This is a genomic window from Lawsonella clevelandensis (assembly GCF_003241315.1).
Taxonomy (GTDB): Bacteria; Actinomycetota; Actinomycetes; order Mycobacteriales; family Mycobacteriaceae; genus Lawsonella; species Lawsonella clevelandensis_A.
In genome coordinates this window covers 321,509-347,746 of the sequence record NZ_QFOZ01000001.1, presented here as the reverse complement: position 1 = coordinate 347,746, position 26,238 = coordinate 321,509, and the positions used below count along the sequence as shown (strand labels likewise).

The following is a 26,238-nucleotide window of genomic DNA, read 5'->3' as shown; positions in this document are numbered from 1 at the left end:
GATAATCGCCACATTGCGCATGTCGTTTTACCGCATTGTGACACGCGTCTTATAACAGTGTTTCGGCAATATCATGAGCTAGTCGGTACAATGGCTGTGTGTGCTTTCCGCGCCCGTGTACTTACAGTGTACTTACCCTATATTTACACTGAATATTTATTGTATTTATTGCGCGGAAGCAATAATTGACGTCATATTCGCCTAGTCTTGAAAGGTTTTTTGTGGCAGCCTCTAAGAGCGAATCTACCTCCGCCTCCACTACTTCAGAGAAAAAGAAAACGACCCGTCGCACTACTGCGCGGCGTCGTCCAACTTCTTCTGCATCAACAAAGAATGTAGATTCTGCAACGACTGGTACTGCAACATCTCAAGCTGCTTCTCAAAAAAAGAGCACTGGACGCAGCGCGTCAAGTACAGCAAAAACAACAAAAAAGGCGAAAAGCGAAACAGCTGCTAAAAAGACGAAACGTAAGCGTACAAATACAAAAACTGTTTCTACACGTGGCACTAAAAAAGGTACTAAGAAACGTACCGAGAAAACTGATAAAGAAGAAAACATCGTCCTCAATAATGAGGAAACTGCTGAAGACGCACTTGAGAATGACAATCTTGACCTTGACGAGGGTCTCGACAACGATCTCGACGAGGATTTAGACGATGATCTTGACAGCGCCGCTCTTACAGATGACGACCTTGGATTAGACGACGATGTCACACCCCTCGATGACGATGAAGACGAAGACGATGATGATGACGACATAAACGACGTTGTTATTGAGGGCGAAGAAGACGATGACGAGGAGGAAGAAACTCCTGTCATTGACAACTCCCCTGCTTCTCGTGTTCTCTCTAAGACATCCACGGGCAGAGCCCTTCCCAAAAAGAAGAAGAAAGTCACTTCGAAGGACTTTGTATGGGATGAAGAGGAATCTGCCGCCCTCAAACAAGCTCGCAAAGATGCTGAGCTTACTGCATCTGCGGATTCAGTGCGCGCCTATCTTAAACAAATCGGCAAGGTAGCACTGCTCAATGCGGAAGAAGAGGTAGATCTCGCTAAGCGTATCGAGGCCGGCCTTTATGCTGAGCACTTTTTGAAAGAGCTGGAAGCCGGAGAAGAGAAAGTTCTACCCTCACAACGCCGCGATCTTAAACTCGTCATTCGAGATGGAGACAAAGCGAAGAATCATCTTTTGGAGGCCAACCTTCGTCTCGTTGTGTCATTAGCTAAGCGCTACACTGGCCGCGGCATGGCCTTCCTTGACCTTATCCAAGAAGGCAACCTCGGTCTTATCCGCGCTGTTGAAAAATTCGACTATGCCAAGGGCTATAAATTCTCCACATATGCCACCTGGTGGATTCGCCAAGCCATTACCCGTGCTATGGCAGATCAGGCGCGTACTATCCGTATTCCTGTGCACATGGTTGAGGTTATTAATAAGCTCGGTCGTATTCAGCGAGAACTTCTACAGGATCTAGGTAGGGAACCTACTCCAGAAGAACTTGCTAAAGAGATGGATATTACTCCTGAAAAAGTATTGGAAATACAACAATACGCGCGTGAGCCTATCTCTCTTGACCAAACTATTGGCGATGAAGGCGATTCCCAACTCGGTGATTTCATCGAGGACTCTGAGGCGGTTGTTGCTGTTGACGCTGTGTCTTTCACCTTGCTGCAGGACCAACTACAGGATGTTTTAGATACCCTGTCTGAGCGCGAAGCGGGTGTTGTACGGCTTCGTTTTGGTCTTACTGATGGCCAACCTCGTACTCTTGATGAGATTGGTCAAGTTTATGGAGTTACTCGCGAGCGTATTCGCCAGATTGAGTCCAAGACTATGTCTAAGCTCCGTCACCCCTCACGATCCCAAGTTTTGCGCGATTATCTGGACTAGAAACAACATCAGAAAATAAAAGCGGGAGGCTAGCAATAACGCTAGCCTCCCGCTTTCTAGATTCTCACACCATAAGTACAATTATCGAGATTTTTGCAACGTATCGTAGATTCGCTGGCATTCTGGGCAGACGGGTGATCCCGGCTTGGGTGTTTGTGTCACCGGGAAGACTTCACCGCACAAGGCAACTACGTAGCTTCCCGTAACGGCACTTTCCACTATCTTGTCTTTCTTGACATAGTGAAAATATTTAGGAGCTTCATCGGTAGTTTTTTCTTCAACGTCAACATCAGGACGTTCTAAAACATCATTCGCTGTACTCACAGGCTACATTGTCCTCCAATTTATGTTATCCATCCACTCTTTCCACTGTTTATGTCTGTAAGGTTGGCACCTGGTTAGTTCGAACTATGTCAGAATAAGTGACGTGACTATTCCTCATACTGTTATTGATACTCTCCGGCAGACTTTTATTCGTCTTAACTACACAATTGATGGACTGCACGATTTACTGGGCGATGTAGCTTTTAGCGCACTTTTCCGTCATGAACCGGTACCGGTATGGCTTGCTACTGACCATAGTAGAGATAATGACACGCACGACTTGGCACAGCTTGTACGCCTACTCCTTTTAGGCGATTCGATGAGTGCTCAGGATATTGGTGCTCTCTTCCGCATACAAGATGATGACACCCTCGCAAGTTTTCTGAATTGTGCTCTTTTTACATCTAGTGACGGCATGAATTATCAAGTGGCACTTGATGTTCGTCCTATAGATACAGGTTTTGGAGTACAGTGGGTGTTTTCAGATCTCGATGGGGCTCTTTTCCCTGCAAAAACCCATGACGACCATGTTTTAGGAGTAGGAGAAGCATCCCTGTCGCTATTGCGGTCAACTCCTATTGAGCCAGTTAATTCTCTTCTAGATATAGGAACAGGCTGTGGAATTCAGACTCTTCACGCAGCACATTACGCTAATGACATTGTGGCAACGGATCTTTCACCACGGTGTTGTGAATTAGCAAAGGCTACGTTGGCTATAAACCAGATTCCCGTAGCATCCCGCGATGATTCTTCTGCTACTGCACAGACAATGGTAGATATCCGACAGGGATCATGGTTTGAGCCAGTACATGATCAACAATTCGATGCCATTGTCGCAAATCCTCCATTTGTCGTTGCCTCACAACACATAACCCACTCCTATAGAGATTCAAGTTTAGATCTTGATGGGGCTACCCAACTAATGATTGAGAATGCTCCACTTCACCTTAAAGAGGGAGGACACGCCACCATATTAGGAGCATGGGTACATTGTTCTGATGAAGATTACCGCGCTCGCTTGTCGAGCTGGATAGCCCCTCATGGTGTCGATGCATGGATTGTCGAACGAGACTGTGTAGATCCGGCTCTCTACGTCTCTACATGGATGAAAGACTCCGGTAGAGACCCTGCAGATCCACAGTGGCACAACTATGCTGCCGATTGGCTTACTCACTTCAGTGATAACAATGTAGAAGGTGTGGGCTTCGGCATCATTTTCCTTCGTAAAACGACGAAACCGTCAAGTCTTATGATTGAGGAACTCACTACTCCTTCTGGAGATGCTCTTGCTGCAGAATGTCTTGCCCGCTGGGAAAGATGGGATAATCTTCAGCGATGGGATGACGAGAACCTCTTATCACAACATTTCGCTTTATCCCCGCAAACTGTCTTTATAGAGACTGCAACCCCATCACTGCAGGGACAAGGTACGACAACGAGCAGCCTTGTCGTGTCTCGTGCTGACATGCCCAGCTTCCGTCATACGATTGATGAGTCTCTTCGTGCGTTTCTTAATGGTCTTTCCCGAGAAGGACTTTCAGCCGGAGAAACGGCACAACTGTTGTGCACTGTTCAGAATGAGGACTGGACTGTTTTTCGTTCAGCTATTTGTCAGGCTCTCTATACTCTCTACCTGCACGGAATCATTACGCTGTAATTAATTTCCCAATTTGGGAACTCTTTTGGCCGGTTATGCGTTGAACTGAGTGAATCGACATCATGATGAGGAGGATCCTCATGACCTCAGGCACCGCAGCAACCGCAATCGTTGATAGAACACAAGGACAAGATCTCGACCGCCCTTCACAAACAGCGGATCTTGTTCGTGTCTATCTTAATGAAATCGGTAAACGGCCATTGCTGACTGCTGCAGAAGAGGTAGAGCTAGCCAAACGTATTGAAGCAGGGATTTATGCGGATCACCTACTCAAGGAACATCCACGATATGGAGCTACTCGTCGTGCTCAGCTTCGTATGCTTGCCCGCGATGGTGAACTAGCTCGTCAACAACTTCTTGAAGCGAATCTTCGCCTTGTTGTATCGCTGGCAAAACGTTATACCGGACGCGGCATGCCACTACTTGATCTCATTCAAGAAGGAAATCTTGGCCTTATTCGTGCTGTAGATAAGTTTGACTATGCCAAGGGATTTAAGTTCTCCACGTATGCCACCTGGTGGATTCGTCAAGCCATCACGCGAGGCATGGCGGAACAGACCCGTACTGTCCGTCTTCCTGTTCACCTTGTAGAACAGTTCAATAAGATATCGCGCATTAAGCGAGAACTTAACCAGCAGCTAGGTCGCCCAGCTACGTGGGAAGAAATTTCGGAAGAGTCTGGTATTCCAGTTGAAAAAATTCTTGATTTAGTCGATAAAGCACGCGATCCTATTAGCCTCGATACCAAAGTGGGTTCTGACGATGACTCTCCTTTGGGGTCTTTCATCGAGGATGACGATGCATTAGATGCTGTCGAATACACGATGACTCGCTTCATGGCTGATGATGTCCACGCCGTTTTAGAGGGTCTTAGCGAACGTGAGCGCAACGTCATACGGTGGCGTTATGGTCTCGCAGATGGCGAAACTCACACGCTCGACTATATTGGCAAGAAATTTGGGCTATCGCGTGAGCGTGTACGCCAGATTGAACGAACGGTGCTCGAGCGTCTTCGTGAAAGCGAAGATATTGATCACCTTCGTGCTTACGCCAGTTAACCCTCAATTTTGCGCTAGCTGCTAGCGAAATCGCAGAGATCCTGTCTAGATTCTCTTCTTATGAAAGTCTTTTAGGCAGGGTCTTTATGTATTTTTGTCCTAAGATAAATATGGCTAATGTGTTATTAATCCGGTCTGCTCATTAAGGAGAAGAACTCTCATATGAAAGAGCTTGTTGATACTACTCAGATGTATCTGCGGACCATCCTTGAACTCGAAGAGGAAGGTATTACTCCGCTCCGCGCTCGTATCGCCGAACGCCTTGAGCAGTCAGGTCCTACTGTCAGTCAGACAGTAGCACGTATGGAGCGCGATGGACTTCTCACCGTTGAAGCCAACAGAGAGCTGCATCTCACCGATAAAGGACGTGAAATTGCTGTTGCAGTAATGCGCAAGCACCGTCTTGCAGAACGTCTTCTTGTTGACGTTATCGGCATGGATGTTGCAGAGATTCACGATGAAGCGTGCCGTTGGGAGCATGTCATCAGTGAGAATGTAGAGCGTCATCTCATGGATGTACTGGACCATCCACATCGATCTCCTTATGGCAATCCTATTCCTGGGCTAGATAAAATTTCGGCTGATAGCGAGGATCTCTCTATCTATCCTCGTCTTACTGAAATTGATCTTGGGGACGACCCCGCTATTGTTACGCTGCGTCAGGTAGGAGAAATTGCACAAACTGACCAGGACCTTGTCGATAGTCTTATCGCCAATGAGGTTGGTCCCGGTGCACGTGTTAGTGTGAAAGAAAATAGTGGCATTATTTCCTTGCGTTCGCTAGGTGGAGAATGGATTACCATTCCTAACGATATGGCACACGCGTTTTACGTTGAACCTGTAAAGAGGTAGTAAATGAAATTACTGGTTACTGGTGGAGCCGGATACGTTGGTAGCTGCGTAGCTACTGTTCTCGTAGAACGCGGTCACGACGTCACTATTATCGATAACTTATCCACTGGTACCAGAGATGCCGTTCCAGCAGGAACACGTTTTATCGAGGGCGATGTTAAAGACATCGCGCAGGATGTTCTTTCTGCAGAGCACTACGATGGCGTCCTCCATTTCGCAGCTCGTTCCCTTGTTGGGGAATCGTGTGAAGTACCGGATCAGTACTGGCAGGGCAATGTTGTAACTACACTGGCTCTACTTGATGCGATCCGCGATAACAGTGTTCCTCGTTTAGTGTTCTCCTCAACCGCTGCCACTTATGGAGAACCGGACGTTGTGCCTATTACAGAAGATATGCCTACTCGTCCTACTAACCCTTACGGAGCGACGAAGCTATCTATCGATATGGCCATCACCTCATACTGCAATGCCTATGGTCTAACAGCAACGTCACTTCGCTACTTTAACGTTGCTGGTGCTTACCATGGTGCAGGCGAAAATCGTAGAGTAGAAACCCATATTGTCCCGTTGGTCTTGGAAGTGGCCATGGGATATCGCGATAAAATCTACATTTTCGGAGATGACTGGCCTACCGCGGATGGCACGTGTGTTCGCGACTATATTCATGTTCTTGATTTAGCTAATGCACACATTTTAGCTTTAGAAAAATCCCCTGCTGGTAAGCATTCTATTTTTAATTTGGGTTCTGGAGAAGGTTTTTCCGTTAAGGAAGTAGTAGAGGCTTGTCGTAAAGTTACCGGCCGTCCTATTCCTGCCGAAATTGCGCAACGTCGTATGGGTGATCCTGCCACGTTAATAGCCTCGTCGGATAAAGCTAAGCAAGAACTTGGATGGAATCCGCAGCATACTGATATTGAAGAGATTGTTAGCGATGCGTGGAACTTCACCCAAGGGCTAGGCGATCGCGCTTTCGCTGCACACAAAAATCGCTAACTCATTGACACAGTCTTCTATTGAGATCCTGCAATTTCATCAATAACGGTTCGTATAGCGGCTGGTTCTACACAGAGATTGAGTAACTGTCGTAGCGTAATCACACTCGCGCACGTCGGGTCTATCGATTCCGCCTGGTCAAGAAGAGTATGAGTTCGGAATCCGTCACCGTGCATATAGTGCCATAAAGCAACTGTTAGTAGTACATAAGGTCGTGTAGACAAGTCTAATGTGGGTAAAAGTACCCACATCCAGGCAACCCACCGCTCTGCTTTGTCGTCTACAAGTAGGGAGATAAGACCATCTGCGCCCTGATAAGACTCTATAGTGCGAAGAAAAAATTGATGCAGAGAGACTGCGGCCTTATCTTTAACCGACGTCGTAGGAGAGAAATCTAAATATGTATAGAGTTCATCGTGGGTAGGAAGAGGGAGAAAAGCTACATGGGATGATCGTACTTCCCACGCAGATAATAAAGAGGTGTCATTAATGTGCTCTTCTAAAGAATGACGCGTATCTTCCCGTGATAATAAATATTCTGCCGTTGTGAAGACATTTAAAGAATCATCAGCAGGAATGTGAGAATCTCTTGCTAAAGGTTCCTGCGAAACTTTTCCTTGCTCTCCTGTAAAAAGAGATACCCAGCGATCTTGTGGATGACAGCTTCTCGCCATGTAGAAATCTCGAATGGTAAATCCTGTTTTATATGCTGTATCCTCACATAATTCCTCTATTTCATCAGCGTATAGTGCACCATCTGAATCCCAATGAGAACTAACCAACACAATAATGAGCTCACTATATTCGCGATCAGATAACTGGCGTAAGGCTCGCGTGATCGTCACTCGACAATCGTCCATATATTTCTCGTGTGGTATATCAATACGAATAAGTGGACCCACCAGGTGAGTAATACACGTCGTCGTAATAATAATGAGTGAGTCTTGAAGATCGAATCCATAGAAATATGGGAGCTGTGCAATTAGGCTCCCCGGTGAAGAAATCGTGCGATGCATGCACCTACTGTGTCAGAGAAGCGTCACACTAATAGGTGATATCCCCGTACAACCATCACTTGTCCACACAACGACAAAATTGTGAATACACAGACATATTGCTTACTGAACTGATGCTGAATGCTTTTTATGCTCTGTTGCTACAGTAGCCTGCTTATGGATCTCACTACTTCTTGCGACAGCTTGCTGTAAAACTTCATCAACCTCACGACGGTTGACGGGTCCACCAAAATTCATCCCCATAACTTCTATGACGACTTCACCCATCGGAACAGCATAAAGAAGCTGTTCTTGAGTAGTAGTCCCCCGCAAATTAGTCGTTTTTGTTTTTACCAGGTAGCCCACACTATGAGCACCACTAACCTCTGGGCTATGCGTGTTCTCCACAGTGACTGTTGATGTCACTCCATTTTCTTGAGACAAAAACGTGGGGCATTGATTATTTTTTTGTGCCCACGTAGACACCGCAGCATTGGGATCAGAACTATTAATAACAACTAGTGTGAGTGAATGATTCTGCTTGGATGCCATTTGTATAGCTATCCGATCGTTAGCGGTACCAATACGTCCGGCAGCTCCATTACAGGATTCTGGGAAATTCTCGACACTTACTCCAGCCCGCCCCACATCCTGGATAGCTTTACCGCTTTCTGTCAGGCTCAATGTGCGGGCTACATAGCCTTGAGGAAAGTCACCTTTCTCTAAAAGATAGTTAGCGGGATCTTGGAGAAACGCTACCCAATCTCTATGGGATTCGTCATGGTGTGAAGGGTAGTCATCACCAGGTGAAGAACTATCAGAATGTTCTACACTATCTCGATGCGAAGAGTGATTACGCCCGGCAGAGCGCTTGTCAGGACGCTCCGTTGTCGTACTACGTGCTGCAGAGTTATCGCTCTTTGTATGGTGCGATCCGCAACCTGGAATAAAAACTAGTGATGCCACCATAGAAAGAGCGAGAACAGCACGGGTTATCCGTGTGCATCGAATCTTCATATTCCCAATCTACTCGAGAGGTTTCATCTCTGCAGGAGGTAGCGCCCATTGGATTTGTCGTTAAGCCAGCGTATGTTGACATTAGAAAGCTAGCAGATCATTAACCAAGTATGCTCGTAATAGAGAGCGCTAATCTATTTGTCCGCCTAGAAAGGAGTGACGACATGCCTGATTCTCTGTATCAATTACACTTTCCACGTCCGACACTTCCCGATGGTGTTGACAACGTGCCCTTCGTACACGGTTTAACAGGATTCGTTGATGCTGGTGATGCATTACTAATTACCACTCAACATCTTCTAGGATCGCTAGAAAAAGAACTCGTTGCACAGTTTACCGCGGATGCGATTATTGAATACACCAATAGACGTCCAGCATTACTGATGTGTGATGGGAAGCTTGAAGCTTGCCATCCGCATGACCTACAACTGTGGATGCTGTATGACAATACTGGCCACCCATTCCTCCTTCTTGAAGGTGCGGAGCCTGATTTGTACTGGGATCAATTAGCCCGCGAACTGTCCAGTATTCTATCGTCCTATGGTGTTACACAGATCATTGGACTGTGCTCTGCAGCAATGGGTATTCCGCATACTCGTCAAGCGCCCTGTTTCCACCATGGTTCTCAACACTATGAGAGTGATGATATTTCCCAATGGGAAGGCTCTATGCGTTTTCCCGCAAGTTTTGATGCTTATCTCGATTACTCTCTTCAAGAAGAGAATTTCCATATAGACGGGTTTACGTCTCAAGTTCCTAATTATCTTGCGCAATCCCGCTACTCACCTGCCGCAGTTCAGCTTCTTCACGTGCTACAGAGTTTCGGCCATTTATCTATTCCTATCGGTGCACTTGAAAAAGACGCGGATAAGCTCATGAACGATGTTAATGAGCAAATCGATGACAATCCTGAGCTTGTTGCAGTAGTTCGCGCTATGGAAGAAACCTACGATTCTTTTAAAGAAGAACACGAACGTAAAAAGACTGCGGAGGCAGATCTGAAAATCTTTGCGGAGGATATTAAAAATTCCGACAAGCTTGGTGCAGAACTGGAAAAGTTCCTCTCGCAAGTGGATTCCCGAACTGATCCACCGCATGAGGAAGGCGACGCATAGTCTGTGACTTCCTCTACTCCTTGCTTAGCTGATTATCTTTCCGAGCTCTCTGACTGCCCTGATTCCCTTCTTGATACGTCTGTCATTGAGTGTTTTGAGCGATATCTAGAAGAGTCGGGAATTACACCATATCCTTCCCAATCCGAGGCTTTCCTCACCATCAGTGCTGGCGATCATCTTATCCTGTCTACTCCTACAGGCTCCGGGAAGAGTCTTGTCGCCACATTCGCGCATTGGTGGGCACTTACCCACAATCAGATAAGTTTTTATACTGCTCCAATAAAAGCACTGGTCAATGAGAAATTCTTTGCCTTGTGCAAGATATTTGGTGCATCTAATGTAGGCATGATGACGGGGGATGCAACGGTTAATCCCACTGCACCTATTATTTGTGCCACGGCAGAAATTCTTGCTAATAAAGCATTGCGCGAAGGGGATCAGTGCCCTGTGGGGTTGGTCATTATGGATGAATTCCATTTTGTTGCTGACCCAGATCGCGGATGGGCGTGGCAGGTACCGCTCATCGAACTCCCCCATACACAGTTTGTTTTACTATCTGCTACATTGGGCAACACTCAGCTCTGGAAAGAGGGGCTTCAGCAACGTACGGGCCGTGTTGTCACTGAAGTTGGTGGAGTGGAACGCCCTGTCCCCCTCACTTTTCGGTACTCTCGCTCCCCTCTGAATGAGACAGTATTGTCCCTCCTCGAAGAAGGATTGGGCTCACTCTATATTGTGTTCTTCACACAGCGGGAAGCTCTCGACTACGCAAATCAGCTGAAATCAACTGCACTCATTACTAAGGAACAACGCGCACGTATTGCAGAAGCATTACGCGGATTCCGTTTCTCCACAAGTTTTGGTGTCTCACTACGCAGCCTTTTACTGCATGGTGTGGGGATACACCATGCCGGTATGCTCCCTAAATATCGGAGACTAGTGGAACGTCTTGCACAGGCTGGATTGCTGCCAGTCATCTGCGGTACAGATACCCTCGGTGTGGGTATTAATGTTCCTATCCACACCGTAGTTTTCAGTGGTTTAGCTAAATTTGATGGACACCGCCAGCGCATTGTAAAAGTGCGCGAGTTTCAACAAATTGCAGGACGGGCAGGACGCGCCGGGTTTGATACGGAAGGTCTCGTTATCGTACAGGCGCCGCTTGATGAGATTGAAGCGTTACGTGCCACCCGAAAGGGCCAAAAGCAGAAGAAGAAAAAGAAAGAGCCTGGCGTTGTCAGCTGGAATGAGAAAACATTTGAGAAACTCACTACAGCAGAGTCGGAAACACTTGTCCCCCGTATGCACATGACGGCAAGTATGCTCCTCAACCTTATTGAGCGGCCGGGTGCGTTATTCGAGAACACCAAGCATCTCATTACGAATAGTTTTGTAACCCGTGCACAGCAGCGGGCTCTTGCATTGGAAGCGTTTGAACTGTTTCGCGGACTAGAAAAATCTGATGTTGTGACACGTCAGGCTGAGCCTTTTGAGGATAATCGCTGGGTGCATATTAGTGGCGATTTACTGCATGAGTTAGCTCTTAACCAGCCATTAGCCCCGTTTGCACTTGCCTATTTAACAATTCTTGATACAGATTCGCCTGACTATCCACTGCAGGTTCTCTCGGTTGTGGAGTCCATTGTGGAGAATCCTTATCCACTGTTGTATGCGCAGCAGAAGAAATTGCGAAATGAGCGGGCTCAGATACTACGTGACGACGGTGTGAGCTATCAAGAAATGATGGCAGAGTTAGATGAGATTACCTGGCCACAGCCACTCGCTGAGGAACTGTCCGCTGCTCTTAATAGTTATCGGGAAGAGCACCCATGGGCGCGTCAGTGGGAATTATCCCCTAAGTCTGTCGTCCGAGAAATGGTTGAAAATGGGATGACGTTTGGTGATGTTATTGCAACGTACGGTATTTCTCGGGCAGAGGGTACTGTCCTGCGTTACATCACTGATTGCTATAACACACTGCGTCATCTTATTCCTGCAGAGAAGATCACCGATGAAATACGCGACATTCTCGACTGGTTACGTTCACTCATCGAACAGGTTGATAATTCTCTCTTAGCAGAGTGGGAGGCCCTACAAGCGGGTCGTGTTCCTACTGAAGAGGAGCGGGATGCCACTACTCCCCCGCCAGCCCTTACCGATAATCGGTATCTTTTTGAACGACTTATCCGTACTGTGATGTTTCGTCATGTATCTCTGCTCGCATTGGACGATACGAAAACCCTTGTACAACTTGATGAGAGAATCGCAGAGGAATTTCCAGATTGGTATGAGGAGACAGAACCATACTGGGCTGAGTATGACGATATTCTTACCGACCAAGATGCTAGGAGTGCCCGTTTTATCACCATTGATAGTTCGGATAACGGTTCTACCTGGAATGTTCGCCAAACTATTTGCGATCCGCAGGGAGACCATTCATGGGTTATTGATGCTGTTGTTGACGGTGCCGAGTCCAATACACGAGGAGAAGTCTATTTTCAGTCTCTGACCGTGAAGGATTTAACGCAATAAAAGGTAAAGGATTGAGTTGAGTCGTGAGTACGCATCCGACGGGATTCATTCTACGTCCTGCCCAAAAAGATGAGATCCCTTCTGCAGCAAGGATTGTAGCAGAGTCTTTTGGTCCTGTTGAACCGTATTTAGCGTGGCTTTTCCCCGCTGATAGTGATCGTGCAACTGCTTCTTTACCGCTCGTCACGCATTGGGCGGAGGAAGCCTTCGCAGACGGTACACTCATGGTCGCGGTGACAGATCCGCAGCATGAGAAAGAACATGAATTAGCAGCACCACAGGTTGCGGGCGTAGCTTTGTGGACAGTAGAAAATGCATTCTACCTCAACAGTCCTAACCATCTTTTTACCTCGTGGAAAAATCGAGTACACGCGGCACAGCATGCTCTTCGCTCAGTACCGACACTGTGGGGATTATTAGGGAAGCACACGTGGCGTTACTATTACGAAGCGTTCCTAGCAAAAAGGGCACGTGGTTTTAACGCCCAGTGTTATCTTTCGTGTCTTGCTGTCTCATCCAAGTTTCGAGGGCATGGACTGGCTACAGCACTTCTTAACTACCCTCCACGGCCTGATCTCCCTCTCACCTTAGAGTGTAGAGACGAGCTTATCGATTTTTATTCTCATCATGGTTTTCACCGTGGCTTGTCTTATCGCTTACCACAAACGTCCACTATGGTGTCTTTCCATCGTTATCCTTGAGACTGGTTTCCCTTGAATATTCGTTTCCTTTGCGGACCTTGAGTACTTCGCCAGTATTTGAAACTATCTGTGTTCGGTAACGACTAGTGTGGTTGATATGGAATGATCGACATTGGCGTTACATTAATGGTAATAACGAGTACTGCGGAAAGGGATTCACATGGGGCACGTACCTATGCAGGTTATTAAAGACGCTCTTCCACTACTTAAAAATGGTGGACCAGCCATGGTTGAGAATGCGGTTAAAAATCTCATCAAAAAAATCTCGCCAACTGATGGCACTGCAATTTCTGGACGTGTTGTTCTTATTACCGGTGGATCTAGTAGCGTCGGACGTCTTATAGCTGAAGAGTGTGCACGTCGTGGCGCTAAAGCCGTTATTATCTGGGACGACAATCAAGATTCTCTTGATGAAACTGTCGCTCGCCTCACGAAGATGAGATGTAAAGCTGCGGGATATTTAGTTGATATTTCCGATACACAGGCGGTAGACGATATCGCTCGCCAGGTTCTCGAAGAATTCGAAGATGTAGATATTCTTATCCATGCAGCTAGAGCTATCCCAACCTCAGCGTCATCATACCTAGCTAGCGCACCGCTTACTTCTGGACCGCATGCTGATTCCACAGGGCTATCTTCTGTAACTCAAGCTTTCCTCCCCCACATGCTCGACCGTGACCATGGGCATATCGTGTCACTCAGTTCTGTATCTGCCGTAAACGGCCCCATATCACAAGAAGATTATGCAGGTGAAAAGCATGAACCGCGTAGTTTTATGAGATCTCTTCGCAGTGATCTTGTCTCAAAAGGATCAGCTGTAAAAACCCTTACCGTTTGCAGCTACTACGCGTCTAATAAGCAATCGACTGCTGAGAAATGGGCTTCATCTATCCTCCATACTCCTACAGAGGAAGAAATATCAGACAAAGTTATTGCTTCTATTGAGTCCGGACAACAAGAACTCTTTATTCCCGAGTCTTTGAAATACAGTGCAATACTGTATAAACTTCCTGCTCACTGGTATGACGCCATTATGAGTATTCTTGGCATTAAGTAATATTATGCGCCTGGGTACTCATGGCTATCTTTCATAGTTAGCGTCGCCGGTAGTTACGCTGATTTCGTGGTCGTACTGTCTTAATGAAAGCTTCACCGATAGTGCGCGCAAGTGATTCCCAATCCCCGCCACGTGTGGACGAGGAGCGATAGACGAGACCCATTTTGCGACCTGGTACCGGGTCGGCGAAACGCGCAATCGTTATCCCCTTCATGTATCCTTCAACGGGAATAGCGGAAGCGGGTATAAGGGTAACACCCATTCCTGCGGAGACGCACTGCAAAATAGTGGGTAGTGAGGCAGCGCGCGTATTGGATTTGCCGACCGATGCTCCTACTGAATGGCATAAATCAATCGTTTGGTCACGTAGGCAGTGTCCCTCGTCAAGGAGTAGAAGAGGGACTTCTCGAAGTACACTGGTGGGCAGATCAGTGCGACCTTCTAGTGGATGACCTTTAGGAAGAGCTAATACAAAATCTTCTTGGTAGATGGGGATATAGTTAAATCCCGTCTCTGACAATGGAAGTGCAAGAAGTGCCACATCAATTTTTCCAGCTCGAAGACTCTCCAACAGCCGTGCCGTTTGATCTTCAATAACAGTCATCGCGAGATTGGGATAATTTTGCGTTACTAAGCTCAATACCTGTGGCAGAATATAGGGTGCAGCTGTAGGAATAAGACCAATAGTGAGATCCCCTTCAAGCCCATTTCCAAGTCCCTGCGAGGCGGCCTTAAAGTGATCTGCGGCGGCTATAACAGCTTCCGCGTACGGGAGAAGAGATTCCCCTTCCTGGGTGACAATAACTCGTCGCGTAGAACGCTCAATTAATGTCCGATGAATCCCCTCCTCCAGGGTCGCAAGTGATTGCGACAGTGACGGTTGGGAAACTCCGAGACTCTGTGCGGCAGCACCAAAATGACGATGGTGCGCGATTGCCACGAAGGCACGGAGATGGGCAATGGTTGGTTGATACGATTGATTAGCCATAGTAATTATTATTATACACTCTTAAAACCTTGACTTTTCAATTCCGAAAGCGAAAGATAATGACTAAGAAATCACCAAAACATGGTGATTGATAATTGGTACGTATCAGAAGGAGTACAAGATGGCTCTGCTTACTATCGACGACGAATTCCCCGAGTTCTCCCTAACCGCACTTAAGGGAGGCAATCTTCACGACATTAACGCTGAGGTCCCCGAGGATTACTTCGAGACCATCGACAGCAACAGCTTCAAGGGCAAGTGGCGCGTTATCTTCTTCTACCCCAAGGATTTCACCTTCGTTTGCCCCACCGAAATCAAGGCCTTCGGCGATCTGAACGATGAGTTCTTCGACCGCGACTGCCAGATTCTGGGTGCTTCCATCGACTCCGAGTTCTCCCACTTCCAGTGGCGTGCCACCAACGACAAGCTCCTCGAAATCCCCTTCCCGATGCTCGCCGACATCAAGCACGAACTCGTTCAGGCTACCGGTGTAGAGAACGCTGACGGTGTTGCAGACCGCGTCACCTTCATCGTCAACCCCGAGAACAAGATTCAGTACGTCTCCGCCACCCCGGATTCTGTCGGACGTTCCGTTGAAGAGGTCCTCCGCGTCCTCGACGCCCTGCAGACTGCTGGCCCCTGCGGCTGCGACTGGAAGAAGAACGACCCCACCATCAACAAGCTGGACGTCGTCAACTCCGTCTTCAAGTAAGCCATAGTATTCATTAGGTTACCGTTTAAGGTAAATAGAGAGAGCCCCTCCTCACACGGAGGGGCTCTCTCTATTTGCTACTTTTTATGTGATAAAACGGGAAAAAATAGTTCACTATATTTACTAAAAATGGCAAACGTGTCACTATTAGCTCTCTTTTTCCCACTTAAAAGCATAGTGTAAAAGGTGACCACCCATTCTCCATAAGGACGTGCTATAGCCTATGTCTACTTCCCAGAAAAAAACTGCACGAGGACTTTTCACCTTGGGTATTGCCACTGTTATAGCGCTCACTCCTTCTTTTACAAGTAGTGCTGCAGAGGCATCATCGCGCCCTTGGATGAATACTTCCCTCAGTCCCGAACAACGTGCCGCCAAACTTGTTTCGGCAATGGACCTATCCCAAAAGATCCATATGCTTTCAGGAACTAAACTCACCGGTCCACATACTCCTGCCACTGGATACATTCCCCCCATTCCAGAATTGGGAATCCCCGAATTTGTCCAGTCTGATGGTCCTGCCGGCGTTCGCAATGGCAAAAATCATGCGACAAAATTCCCCGCTCCGCTTACCTATGCTTCTTCCTGGGATCCCGCAATAGCAGGTCTTGAAGGCCGCGTTGCAGGCGAAGAAGCACGCGCTTTAGGAACCGACCAACTTTATGGTCCTGGTTTTAACATCGCCCGTAACCCCTTGGGCGGACGTGGTTTTGAATACTATGGAGAAGATCCTTACCTATCCGGTACCATGGCCACCGCCAACGTCAAAGGCATGCAATCTGCCGGAGTAATTGCAACCTTGAAGCACTACGTTACTAACAATCAGGAAACTTCTCGACTCATCAGTAACTCTGAAGTACCTGAGCGAGCACTCCACGAGATCTACATGAAGCCTTTTGAAATGGCTGTGGAGCAAGCACATCCAGGTTCTGTCATGTGCTCCTACAACTCCATTAACGGAACACATGGGTGCTCCAACTACTACACCCTTACTAAATACCTTCGCCATGCATGGGGTTTTAATGGCTATGTCGTAACAGATTTCCCCGCATCCTGGTCAACTGAAGACTACAAAAACGGCCTCAACGTCGAGATGCCGCAAACCTTCACGTCTCTCGAACCAGCTGTCCGCTTAGCCCTTAAGCAAGGACGGCTCAGCGAAAAGGATATTGATGCGCGTGTCCAAGAAACACTCACCGTCATGTTCCGCTTCGGCATATTCGACCGCACCAAGAACATTCACCCCATCAACGTAGACCGCGGCGATACCGCTGCGCAAAAGATTGCAGAGCAAGGCGCAGTACTCCTCAAAAACCAGAATGCTGCTCTTCCTCTCAGCGATAAAACAGCACGCCATATTGCAGTCTTCGGCGACTCCGCTAAATTCGCTGTGGGCGGAGGCGGCTCATCCAACGTCAAACCCACCAAGACCGATACAGCGTTAGACGAAATTACGAAGCGCTCTCACGGTGCAAAAGTCACCTATTCTCTAGGAACTGACTTACAAAAGGCTGCCCGCGAGGCAAAGAAAGCCGACACCGCCATCGTCTTCGTCACTAACCTCACAATGGAGGCAGCGGACCGACCTACTATCAAACTTCTGCCACACCAGAACAAACTCATTGAAAAGGTTGCGGCAGCTAATAAAAACACGATTGTGGTTGTCAATACCGGCGGCCCTATTGCTATGCCGTGGCTAAATAACGTTGCTGCAGTACTTAATATGTGGCAGCCTGGGCAAGCCGGCGGCAAAGCAACCGCAGCGCTACTCTACGGTGATGTGAATCCCTCCGGCCACCTCACACAAACCTTCCCGCAGGAAGATGGCCAGTGGCCCGCCAACACTCGCGAGCAGTTCCCCGGTAAACCGCTAGGACTTAAACCCATCTACAGTGAAGGTGTCTTTGTGGGATACCGCTGGTATGTGGCGAATAACCAAATACCACTCTTCCCCTTCGGTTATGGTCTTTCCTACACCACCTTTGCCTATGGAACACCACGCCTATACAAGACCTCCGGTGCTAAGAACGCTCCCATCAAGGTAACGTTCACCGTCACCAATACCGGTAAACGCGCCGGCGCAACTGTTCCGCAGATCTACATCGGTAAGCCCTCCCAGCAGGGTATTCCTGTTCCCCCGAAGGAACTTGCTGGATTCCGCAAGATCTACCTCTGCCCGGGAGAAACCAAGACCGTCACCATAACAGTTGAGCCTCGACAACTCGCCTACTGGAATACTCAAGCCGACAGGTTCGTCGTCATGCCAGGGCTGTACCGCATTTATCTTGGATCGAATGTGAACAATACGCCGAGCATGGTGACATACACCGTCCGCTAAGCTCTCTCCCCGCAGAGAGAAGATCCTCCCAGGGTGGTGCTTCCTACACTGATCAGGAAGCACCACCCTCTTTCTGCCCCGTCCCTTTTTCCGAGTAGTCTAAATTCATGTCTCGAAACCGCCACCGTTCCCAACCACGCGGACCTTTACCCGAAGACGTCCGTCACCGTCGGAATGCTCTCTATTCCCGACTAGGAACTGGTGAAAAAGTCACACTCCGAGATTATGACCAGCTGCGTCGTCGTATCCAGCATGTTCGTTCCATATCCTCATGCGAAGCAATTGAGCAGGACTTAGAAACAGCGGAACTAAAACTACAGCTCCGACAAGAGACTCTCCCCCACATCTCATATCCTCAAGAATTACCCATCAGTGCACGAATAAACGATATTCGTGACGCACTCCTCCACCACCAAGTAGTTATTGTGGCGGGAGAAACCGGCTCCGGAAAAACAACCCAGCTGCCAAAGCTTTGTATGGAGCTAGGCTGGGGCACCCGCGGTATTATCGGCCACACTCAGCCACGTCGTATTGCAGCTCGTTCTGTAGCAGAGCGTATTGCCGATGAACTTCACTCTTCCGTCGGTGACCTCGTTGGCTACTCAGTCCGTTTTACTGATGCTGTCTCTGAAGACACCCTCGTCAAAGTTATGACAGACGGTATCCTACTGGCAGAAATACACCACGACCGGCTACTACGCGCATACGACACCATCATCATCGATGAGGCCCACGAACGTAGTCTCAACATCGATTTTTTACTCGGCTACCTTAAACAGATTCTTCCGCAACGACCCGATCTTCACATCATCATTACCTCGGCAACTATTGAAACTGAACGATTCGCCGAACATTTCGCCATAGACGGTAAACCTGCCCCCATCATCGAAGTATCAGGGCGTACCTACCCTGTAGAGATCCGCTACCGTCCCGGTACGGAAGACGACGATCCTCTGGATGTTTTCGTTGATGCCGTCACCGAACTCTACACAGAATCATCTGTAGAAGGAGGCGATATCCTCGCTTTCTTCCCCGGTGAAAGAGAAATTCGAGAAGCCGAAGCAGCACTCCGTAAACAGCAATTCCCCGCTCTTGATATTGTTCCTCTCTTCGGTAGGCTTTCTGCCGCAGAACAGCATCGTGTCTTTGAAAAGCACACTACGCAGCGCGTTGTGTTAGCTACCAATGTGGCTGAAACATCACTCACAGTTCCCGGTATTCGCTACGTCATTGATACTGGTACAGCCCGTATCTCTCGCTATTCACACAGAACAAAAATCCAGCGGCTCCCCATCGAAGAAATTTCACAAGCCTCTGCCCGGCAACGTTCCGGACGGTGTGGCCGTCTTTCTGACGGTATTGCGTTACGCCTCTACTCTGAAGAAAATTTTGAGGCTCGTCCTTCCTACACTGAGCCGGAAATACTGCGTACTAATTTAGCTGCTGTTATTCTCCGCATGGCAGACCTTGGTTTCGGATCTGTAGAAGATTTCCCCTTCCTTGATCCCCCAGAATTAAGTTCTATTCGAGACGGCGTACAGGAACTGCGAGAACTCGGCACACTTCGTGACGATATGGCACTGACCAGCACGGGACGCACCATGGCTCGCATTCCTACTGATCCACGCCTAGCTCGTATGCTTATTGAAGCGCAACGCCGTGGTGTTCTAGGGGATGTCATGGTTATCGTAGCGGGGCTTTCTCTGCAAGATATTCGAGAACGCCCCAGTGAACAGCAACAGGAAGCGGACCAGCTGCATGCTCGTTTCCGTAACCCTCACAGTGATTTTCTTTCCTATTTACAGCTTTGGGATTATCTTCATAAACAGCAAAAAGAGCTGTCTCGCTCAGCTTTCCGTAGACTCTGTAAAAAAGAATTTCTCCATTGGATGCGCTATCGCGAATGGCTCGATTTGGTACAGCAACTCACAGATATTTGCCATGAGCTCAAATGGTCATGGAAGTCCCACCAATACGAGGGTGGAGTTAATGAGGATGCTATACACCGTGCGCTTCTCGCCGGTTTACTGAGCCATATTGGTTCTCGTATTAGTGATACGAGAGATTATCAAGGCACTCGCGGGAAACGTTTCGCTATCTTCCCCAGCAGTGGTGTGGCTAGAAAAACTAGTTTCCTCATGGCCTATGAAATTGTTGAAACGTCCCGCGTGTGGGCTCGTACAGTAGCAGCTATTAACCCTGAATGGGTAGAGAAAGCTGCCGGGGAAATGGTGTCTCATCGTTATGCGGAACCGCATTGGTCTCATTCCCGCGGTGAAGTACAGGCATACGAGACAACAAGCTTGTGGGGTGTTCCACTTGTTGTAGAACGTCTTATTTCTTACCGGAAAATTGATCCGGAATTATCTCGGGAAATGTTTCTCCTCCATGGTTTAGTCCAGGGGGATTGGAATCGAGATTATTCATTCAAAGCCGCTAATGACAGCACAATTGAACATTTACAGGCTTTTGAGGAAAAAGCTCGACAGCGTGGCAGCGTCATTGATGAAGAAACTTTAGCGGGGCTTTTCGCGGAGGTCGTACCCGATACTGTGATGTCGCGAGTGCAGTTTGACCAATGGTGGAAACATGCATCACCGAAGCAGCGCGCAGCATTGGAATTTTCTGAGGAGCGTATCCGCACCGCATCCTCCGTCGGTGAAGATAGTTCACTCTACCCGGATGATCTTAATGGTTTTTCCCTTGATTATTCTTTTAAGCCCGGATTTGACGATGACGGTATCTCTGTTCTTGTCCCGCTGACTCAGCTTCCTTCTGTCCGCCCTGAACCTTTTACCTGGCTTGTCCCTGGCATGCGAGAAGAATTAGTCCTTACTCTTCTACGCGGACTCCCCAAGGACTACCGCCGCATGTTTATTCCCCTGCCCGATACTGCGCAGGACATTATGGGCGTCTTACAAGAAGATTTAACCCGCGATTTTGCTAGTGCTTTTCAAGAAGCATTGCACACAGTGCGTGGGGTGACTGTACCTCTCCCCGTTATTACGAACGCTGAATTACCGCCACACCTAACAATGCGCTTCGTCGCTATCAACAAACGCGAGAAAGCCATTGATGCAGACCGCAACTTAGAGGCTTTGCAACGACGTCAGCACCATACAAGTGCCAATGCTATTAGCTCTACGTTTACGGGGGTAGAAAAAGGACCATTTGCTACGTGGACGGAAGAACTTGGGGATATACCGCAACACGTATCGCACGGTAATGTGACAGCGTTTCCTGCTTTGCAGCGAAAGAACGACGGCTGGTATGTACACGCATTTGCCTCGGCAGCTGCTGCGCGTAGTGCTCAATACACAGCACTTATTACGCTGTTATTAGAGGAGCTTCCTGCTGCTCGCCGACAATTATTCAACGGAGTTCCACAATCTCAGAAGATGGCGTTACGTAGTTATCCAGGTGGAGAAGAGGAACTACGCATGGACTGCCACCATTGTGCCGTTCGAGATATTGTTGCACTGGCTGGTACCCCACCATTGACCTACTCCGGTTTTGTGGCATTACAGCAGAATGCTAAGAACAAAGTCCCTTCCCGAGAACGCGCAATTGCACTGTTAACTGTACGTGTTATAGAAGCTCGCCTTAGTGTTGTGAGGAATCTGCCAGAGGGTGACGGTATTGTCAACGATATTCGTGACCAAGTGGAGTGGCTAACGAGTCCGGGTTTCGTTACTGCGCATGGTGCTACCCGTCTTAAGGATATTCCACGCTACCTCCAGGCTGCGGAAGAGCGTGCCCGTAAATCGATACTGTGCAATGGGCAATGGGAGGATCCTCCATCATCGTCTATTAGTGCGTTTTACCATGTTGAAGATGCTTTGTGGGAAAAATGCGGAGCACCGTCACCCCACGATTCTGTGAAGGTAAAGCATGTGCGCTGGCTTTTTGAAGAGTTTAAAGTGAGTACTTTTGCTCAGCAGTTAGGAACGAGAGGAAAAGTATCAGAGAAGAAATTGCTTAAAGAGATAGCGTCCCTTCCCTAGTGAGGACCGATGTACTGTTCTTTAACTGCGCTGATTAGAGATCCTCGTAGCCGGCATTGTCCGCTTCAGTATGTTCGTGATCATGCCGTAAAGATGCCATTTCTTTTTCGAAATCTTCTAATGATGTAAAGGATTTGTACACTGAGGCAAACCGTAAATAGGCAACTTCATCCAGTTCACGTAATGGACCGAGTATTGCTAATCCCACCTCGTTGGATGGGATTTCAGACGCACCAGTAGAGCGAACATTTGCCTCTACTTTTTCAACAAGAAGTTTGAGTTCATCTTCAGAAACATCACGCCCTTGACATGCACGTCGTACACCACGAAGAACTTTATCTCGCGAGAAAGGTTCCGAAAGACCACTGCGTTTAATGACGTTGAGGATTGCTGTCTCATGGGTGGTAAACCGTTTGCCGCAGCTGAGACATTCTCGCCGTCTACGAATGATCTTCCCGTTATCAATAGAGCGCGAATCGACTACTCGCGAATTCGGAGAGTGACAAAAAGGACAGCGCATTTCGGTTTATTACATCCTTATAGCTAGTGGTACAGGTAGTAAATGTATTTGAATGTAACTACTGCTATCTTATTCCCCTAAAACAATATATAGGGTTAGAGACCCGCTGGAACCACAAGAACTTGTCCAGGAGAAATAGCGGAAGATGTAAGACCATTAAGTTCCTGGATACGCGCTATCACCGCACCAGCATCTGCATGCGGAGCATAGTGAAGGGCGATACTTCCTAAAGTATCTCCCGACTGCACACTAACAGATGCAAGATTCGTGGGAAGAGACGCAGTTGGATCCCCAGTAAGCTGCACAATGGTAAACGCAAGAATCCCCATAACAACTGTTAAAAGCAGGAGAATAGTTATTTGTTCCCACTGCGTGGCTTTTACCGACGACCCAAGACCATACCGTTCATGATCAATTGCCCGTGAAGAAGAATCACTCTCTCCTGCCACTGGTCGTTGAGTACGTACCCGCTGGCATCGGTCATACGTAAAGGAACCACGCCGTCCCCGGTATCTCAGGGAAGAGCCTTGGTTCCTTTTCTCTGCTTGCACACCAGAAGCTTGTTCCCTAGAAGAAATCACTGGATCCATCCGAGACTGGCAATATTTAGCCTCTTTCCTATCGAACACAGTATCTATTCCATCGGTAGAGGAATCTGCTGAATAGTTCATGAAGCGCGATGACGAAGCCATCAGCATGGATGACATAGTCGACATTTCTATAACCTCATTTCCCTAATTGTTCCAGGGTACTGGACTGTACTGCGACTGTACTGAACTAGTGTACATCATTATTCGAACATGTGTACGATTTATTTTTTCGACACTTCATTCTTATCAAGACGCTGTAACAAAAAATAAAGTTCTGTTTATTCGCACAAATGTTTGATTTACATAATTTCTCTACGTAGTCTAAAAGTACGTCACTACATCGCAATGGAGAGTAGAGGAACTACCCATGGCAGCCGGTTCTCATCGACGTCCTCGTTATGAAGACTTAACGGAACGCCAACGGCGTATCTATGACTTCATCAAAGATGCAAATGATCTGCGCGGCTACCCACCCACGATCCGCGAAATCTGTGATGCCACCGGCCTTAACTCCACGTCATCTGTGTCATATCAACTGGATAATCTAGAGAGTTTTGGTTTTATTAAACGCTTCCCCAATCAACCACGCGCAATGCAAGTTATCGATGTTGATCGCGCAAGCGAAGAACTTTCCGTGGATAACATTAACTCCCCAGCACTAAACAATGACGACGATAGTACTGCTTTCGTCCCTCTTGTTGGCCGTATTGCTGCAGGAGTTCCCATTTTGGCAGAAGAGAATATAGAAAATATCATGCCGCTCCCCCGCAATGTTGTGGGATATGGGGATCTGTTCATGCTACAGGTTGTCGGAGAATCCATGATTAATGCTTCCATCTGCGATGGGGACTGGGTCATAGTCCGATCCCAAAATGTTGCGGAAAATGGCGATATTGTCGCAGCACTCATTGAAGATGAAGCCACCGTGAAAACTTTTCTTCACGACAGCAGTGGAGTCTGGCTTATGCCTCACAATCCAGTATTCGACCCAATACCTGGTGAACATGCCCATATTATGGGTAAAGTGGTCGCCGTCCTACGGAAAGTTTAGAAGGTTCTGCTAGTCTTCCATTCGATCTTCCATGTCCTTTAATTGCGCAAAGTAATCGGAGGCAATTCGACGGGCATGGTGAGCTCCCTCGGCTTTAAGAACTTCTTGTGCTAAGTCCTGGTAATGTCGCATATCCCATTTCTCTAGGGCCACACCAACCTCAGGAACAGCATTGGGAGCCATTGAGAGTGAATCTACTCCCATTCCCACAAAGACCTGTGCAAGATAGGGGTCACTTGCCGATTCTCCGCAAATAGATACCGGCTTACCACACTTCTTCGCCGCCTGTACCACGGTGTTAATAAGACGTAGGCCAGCTGGCTGCCATGGATCTGTTAGCTCAAAAAGATCAGCAGAAAGGCGATCTGCGGCCATAGTGTACTGGATAAGATCGTTTGTGCCGATAGAGCAGAAATCGACCTCCCGCATAAACATTTCCGCCATAATAGCTGTCGCGGGAACTTCAACCACAATACCGGGGATAAGACCACGTTCTCGTACTAATGCAGCAAATCGTCGCGCTTCTGATACTCGAGAAATCATGGGGGCCATAACTTTAGGAGCATCGTCACCGGATAACCCGGCGCGGCGAGCCCCCTCTGCAATAGCATCTAGTTGACGAATAAGAAGTTCCTCGTTTTGTAAACCGATGCGTACACCACGCATACCAAGTGCTGGGTTTTCTTCGCGGCTCGTTTGGGCAAACTTCAGCGGTTTGTCCGAGCCGGAATCAAGGGTACGAATAGCAACACGGTTTTTAAACGCCTGAAAAACTTTTTCATAGATGGAGGCCTGCTCATCTACGCTTGGCTCAGTGGAATGACCGATAAAGCATAGTTCTGTTCGGAAAAGTCCGACACCATCCACTTCTGTGCGACGTGCTTCGTCAATAGTGTTTTCGTCCTGCACATTAGCAAGTAGATGAACGTGCACTCCGTCTCGCGTTTGAGCTGGCCCGTTCCATGCTTCAACTTGTTCACGATGGCGTTCGTCAGATGCCAATCGCTGTTCCACCATGACGGTAGAAGGGTTGGCAATAATCAGTCCACGCACACCGTCAAGGAGTGCACTAGTGCCTTCAGGTAATACAGTGAGGTCTGTAACGCCAGTAACATAAGGGATTCCTAGCTGTCGAGCAACTACAGCAATGTGTCCTGTTAGACCGCCTCTAATAGTTGCAATAGCTCCCACGCTATGTGCATCGATAGCAGCAATATCAGCTGGTGCTAACTCGTCCGCCACAAGAATGGAAGAGGATGTTAGTTTTGGAAGTTCTGGTTCCTCAAGTCCTTGTAAGCGGCGCGCAATACGATCGCGAATATCGCGTAAATCTGCGGTGCGTTCAGCGGCGAATCCCCCGCGTCGCTCAAGCAGCTCAATGAAACGACCAATTTGATGACCCGTGGCTGCTTCTGCCGTCATGCCCGCAGTAATGTCTCGTTCTGCCGGTCCTACCCAGCCACGGTCAGTAACTAGGTAGACACTTGAGCGGATGACGTCAGCGGTAACTCCTGTTAGTTGTTTTGACTGCTCGCGTAGACTTTCCGACACTTCATCGAGGGCGGTGTGAAAACGCTCTAGTTCGGCAGGACGATCAGCTACTTTTACACGGTAACCACGACGTGGCAATTCAGGTCCATGACGGAACCAGACGACAGAACCATTGACGACACCAGGTACTACAGCAATACCCTGTAGTACTCTGTTTTGGTCATTGGTTAATCCAGTGTTCCTCATATAAACCTTCATCGCATTCCACCACCACTCCCATATATGGAAACTTGTTGCATCCCTACATAGTGGAAACAACTGTGGAGGTAGTGGAGTTTTTGCTCGGTGGGC

20 protein-coding genes are annotated in these 26,238 nt (G+C 48.0%); 13 read left to right on the top strand and 7 right to left on the bottom strand.

Going from position 1 to position 26,238, the window contains the following annotated elements:
- The first annotated feature begins 221 nt into the window (after positions 1 to 221).
- Complete coding sequence (locus DI579_RS01565) at positions 222 to 1,892, top strand: RNA polymerase sigma factor (protein WP_303678584.1); 1,671 nt, start codon at positions 222 to 224, stop codon at positions 1,890 to 1,892.
- 81 nt (positions 1,893 to 1,973) lie between these two features.
- Here the strand turns inward: DI579_RS01565 and DI579_RS01560 are convergent, their stop codons facing one another.
- The gene (locus DI579_RS01560; protein ID WP_290595337.1) at positions 1,974 to 2,216 is read right to left on the bottom strand and encodes a DUF3039 domain-containing protein; all 243 of its coding nucleotides are present in this window, start codon (positions 2,214 to 2,216) and stop codon (positions 1,974 to 1,976) included.
- Between the two features lie 103 nt (positions 2,217 to 2,319).
- Between DI579_RS01560 and DI579_RS01555 the strand changes: the two genes are divergently transcribed.
- The 4 genes from DI579_RS01555 to galE all read left to right on the top strand — a co-directional run bounded on the left by DI579_RS01555 (position 2,320) and on the right by galE (position 6,776).
- Positions 2,320 to 3,873, top strand: coding sequence for a class I SAM-dependent methyltransferase (locus DI579_RS01555; protein ID WP_303678583.1), 1,554 nt, complete (start codon positions 2,320 to 2,322; stop codon positions 3,871 to 3,873).
- Between the two features lie 80 nt (positions 3,874 to 3,953).
- A complete protein-coding gene (gene sigB / locus DI579_RS01550) occupies positions 3,954 to 4,931 on the top strand; it encodes an RNA polymerase sigma factor SigB (protein ID WP_290595339.1) in 978 nt (325 codons plus the stop codon).
- Between the two features lie 162 nt (positions 4,932 to 5,093).
- Positions 5,094 to 5,783, top strand: a complete 690-nt coding sequence (locus tag DI579_RS01545; protein ID WP_290595340.1) for a metal-dependent transcriptional regulator — start codon at positions 5,094 to 5,096, stop codon at positions 5,781 to 5,783.
- Between the two features lie 3 nt (positions 5,784 to 5,786).
- The gene (gene galE / locus DI579_RS01540) at positions 5,787 to 6,776 is read left to right on the top strand and encodes a UDP-glucose 4-epimerase GalE (RefSeq protein ID WP_303678582.1); all 990 of its coding nucleotides are present in this window, start codon (positions 5,787 to 5,789) and stop codon (positions 6,774 to 6,776) included.
- 17 nt (positions 6,777 to 6,793) lie between these two features.
- On the opposite strand, the gene DI579_RS01535 is transcribed toward galE, so the two are convergent.
- Together DI579_RS01535 and DI579_RS01530 are read right to left on the bottom strand one after the other, a co-directional pair.
- Complete coding sequence (locus DI579_RS01535; protein WP_303678581.1) at positions 6,794 to 7,792, bottom strand: DUF4192 family protein; 999 nt, start codon at positions 7,790 to 7,792, stop codon at positions 6,794 to 6,796.
- Positions 7,793 to 7,894: 102 nt separating this feature from the next.
- The gene (locus DI579_RS01530; protein WP_290595343.1) at positions 7,895 to 8,788 is read right to left on the bottom strand and encodes a hypothetical protein; all 894 of its coding nucleotides are present in this window, start codon (positions 8,786 to 8,788) and stop codon (positions 7,895 to 7,897) included.
- A 164-nt stretch (positions 8,789 to 8,952) separates the two neighbouring features.
- Here DI579_RS01530 and DI579_RS01525 point away from each other — a divergent pair, with 164 nt between their 5' ends.
- The 4 genes from DI579_RS01525 (at position 8,953) to DI579_RS01510 (ending at position 14,193) form a co-directional block, all read left to right on the top strand.
- Positions 8,953 to 9,903 carry a PAC2 family protein gene (locus DI579_RS01525; RefSeq protein WP_290595344.1) on the top strand — a complete coding sequence of 317 codons (951 nt, stop codon included), beginning with the start codon at positions 8,953 to 8,955 and terminating at the stop codon, positions 9,901 to 9,903.
- 3 nt (positions 9,904 to 9,906) lie between these two features.
- Positions 9,907 to 12,435 carry an RNA helicase gene (locus DI579_RS01520; RefSeq protein ID WP_303678580.1) on the top strand — a complete coding sequence of 843 codons (2,529 nt, stop codon included), beginning with the start codon at positions 9,907 to 9,909 and terminating at the stop codon, positions 12,433 to 12,435.
- 23 nt (positions 12,436 to 12,458) lie between these two features.
- Positions 12,459 to 13,136 (top strand): GNAT family N-acetyltransferase, encoded by a 678-nt coding sequence (locus DI579_RS01515; protein ID WP_290595346.1) that lies wholly within the window; start codon positions 12,459 to 12,461, stop codon positions 13,134 to 13,136.
- Between the two features lie 160 nt (positions 13,137 to 13,296).
- Positions 13,297 to 14,193 (top strand): SDR family NAD(P)-dependent oxidoreductase, encoded by an 897-nt coding sequence (locus DI579_RS01510; protein WP_290595347.1) that lies wholly within the window; start codon positions 13,297 to 13,299, stop codon positions 14,191 to 14,193.
- A gap of 37 nt (positions 14,194 to 14,230) precedes the next feature.
- Here DI579_RS01510 and DI579_RS01505 read toward each other — a convergent pair whose 3' ends face one another.
- Positions 14,231 to 15,181 carry a hydrogen peroxide-inducible genes activator gene (locus DI579_RS01505; RefSeq protein WP_290595348.1) on the bottom strand — a complete coding sequence of 317 codons (951 nt, stop codon included), beginning with the start codon at positions 15,179 to 15,181 and terminating at the stop codon, positions 14,231 to 14,233.
- A 121-nt stretch (positions 15,182 to 15,302) separates the two neighbouring features.
- Between DI579_RS01505 and DI579_RS01500 the strand changes: the two genes are divergently transcribed.
- The 3 genes from DI579_RS01500 (at position 15,303) to hrpA (ending at position 22,235) form a co-directional block, all read left to right on the top strand.
- Entirely contained in the window at positions 15,303 to 15,893 is a 591-nt protein-coding gene (locus DI579_RS01500; RefSeq protein WP_290595349.1) for a peroxiredoxin, read from the top strand.
- A 223-nt stretch (positions 15,894 to 16,116) separates the two neighbouring features.
- Positions 16,117 to 18,231 carry a beta-glucosidase gene (locus DI579_RS01495; protein WP_303678579.1) on the top strand — a complete coding sequence of 705 codons (2,115 nt, stop codon included), beginning with the start codon at positions 16,117 to 16,119 and terminating at the stop codon, positions 18,229 to 18,231.
- Between the two features lie 107 nt (positions 18,232 to 18,338).
- Complete coding sequence (gene hrpA / locus DI579_RS01490) at positions 18,339 to 22,235, top strand: ATP-dependent RNA helicase HrpA (RefSeq protein WP_290595351.1); 3,897 nt, start codon at positions 18,339 to 18,341, stop codon at positions 22,233 to 22,235.
- 34 nt (positions 22,236 to 22,269) lie between these two features.
- Here the strand turns inward: hrpA and nrdR are convergent, their stop codons facing one another.
- Positions 22,270 to 22,755 (bottom strand): transcriptional regulator NrdR, encoded by a 486-nt coding sequence (gene nrdR, locus DI579_RS01485; protein ID WP_290595352.1) that lies wholly within the window; start codon positions 22,753 to 22,755, stop codon positions 22,270 to 22,272.
- Positions 22,756 to 22,850: 95 nt separating this feature from the next.
- Positions 22,851 to 23,204, bottom strand: coding sequence for a LysM peptidoglycan-binding domain-containing protein (locus DI579_RS01480; RefSeq protein WP_303678578.1), 354 nt, complete (start codon positions 23,202 to 23,204; stop codon positions 22,851 to 22,853).
- A 508-nt stretch (positions 23,205 to 23,712) separates the two neighbouring features.
- Here DI579_RS01480 and lexA point away from each other — a divergent pair.
- Positions 23,713 to 24,396 carry a transcriptional repressor LexA gene (lexA, locus tag DI579_RS01475; RefSeq protein ID WP_290595354.1) on the top strand — a complete coding sequence of 228 codons (684 nt, stop codon included), beginning with the start codon at positions 23,713 to 23,715 and terminating at the stop codon, positions 24,394 to 24,396.
- 9 nt (positions 24,397 to 24,405) lie between these two features.
- On the opposite strand, the gene ptsP is transcribed toward lexA, so the two are convergent.
- Positions 24,406 to 26,133 carry a phosphoenolpyruvate--protein phosphotransferase gene (ptsP, locus tag DI579_RS01470; protein WP_303678577.1) on the bottom strand — a complete coding sequence of 576 codons (1,728 nt, stop codon included), beginning with the start codon at positions 26,131 to 26,133 and terminating at the stop codon, positions 24,406 to 24,408.
- Between the last annotated feature and the right edge of the window lie 105 nt (positions 26,134 to 26,238).